Origin of the sequence: Burkholderia sp. AU4i (genome assembly GCF_000466765.1) — a bacterium.
In the GTDB taxonomy this organism is placed as follows: Bacteria; Pseudomonadota; Gammaproteobacteria; order Burkholderiales; family Burkholderiaceae; genus Burkholderia; species Burkholderia cepacia.
On sequence record NZ_ASSI01000499.1, the window covers coordinates 1 to 657 of the forward strand.

Annotated in this window: 2 protein-coding genes; both read right to left on the bottom strand. The window is 71.7% G+C overall.

The genetic code is table 11. From position 1 onward, the window contains the following. On the bottom strand, positions 1-153 hold a 153-nt coding region (locus tag L810_RS46775; RefSeq protein WP_155836523.1), incomplete at its 3' end, for a SidA/IucD/PvdA family monooxygenase. A gap of 32 nt (positions 154-185) precedes the next feature. Beyond that, positions 186-657, bottom strand: a 472-nt coding sequence (locus L810_RS43790) for a GNAT family N-acetyltransferase (protein ID WP_042978561.1), incomplete at its 5' end; no start/stop codon positions are given.

Below are 657 nucleotides of genomic sequence, written 5' to 3' on the forward strand. Positions count from 1 at the left end.
GTCGAGCAGCATCCCGCGATGCCAGCCGAATTCGGGCTGGCGCTCGACGAAGCAATGGGCGAGCCCGCCGCGCTCCGCGAGGCGCACGGCCAGCGCCAGATTCGACGGCCCGAAGCCGACGCCGATCAGGTCGAATACGGTTTCTCTCTGCATGTCTCAGCTCCCTTGTCGGTGAATCCGGCGCGTCAGACGTGACGGCCGGAGAAGAACGTCTCGCGCAGCGTGCGCATCCACAGCGGCTGCGCGGCGGCCAGCGCGAGACGGCGCTGCCGCGCGAAGCCATGCCGCGCGAGATGGTCGGCAACCCGCGCGTGGCCGGCCGGAACGGCACAGCCGACCGCTTCGGTACGCGGGTCGTCGAGAAACAGGTAATGAACGACGGACGGCAGCCAGCCCGCCACGCAATGCGGGCCGCGCCAGCGCGATTCGCCGACCAGCATCCGCAGCCCGCGGTCGTAGTCGCGCGCCGCGACGTGCGGCGCGAGCGCGTCTTCCTTCAGCCAGAACGCCTCGAAATACGCGAACGGTTCGCCGTCGAAGCAGCCGACGAGCGGCGTGACGTGCGGGTCGGCATCCGGCGCCGCACCTTGCCCGCCGTCCACGCCAGGCTGCGCGCCCGGCCAGCCGTCGCGCACGCGCGGCTCGTCGAACCAGCGC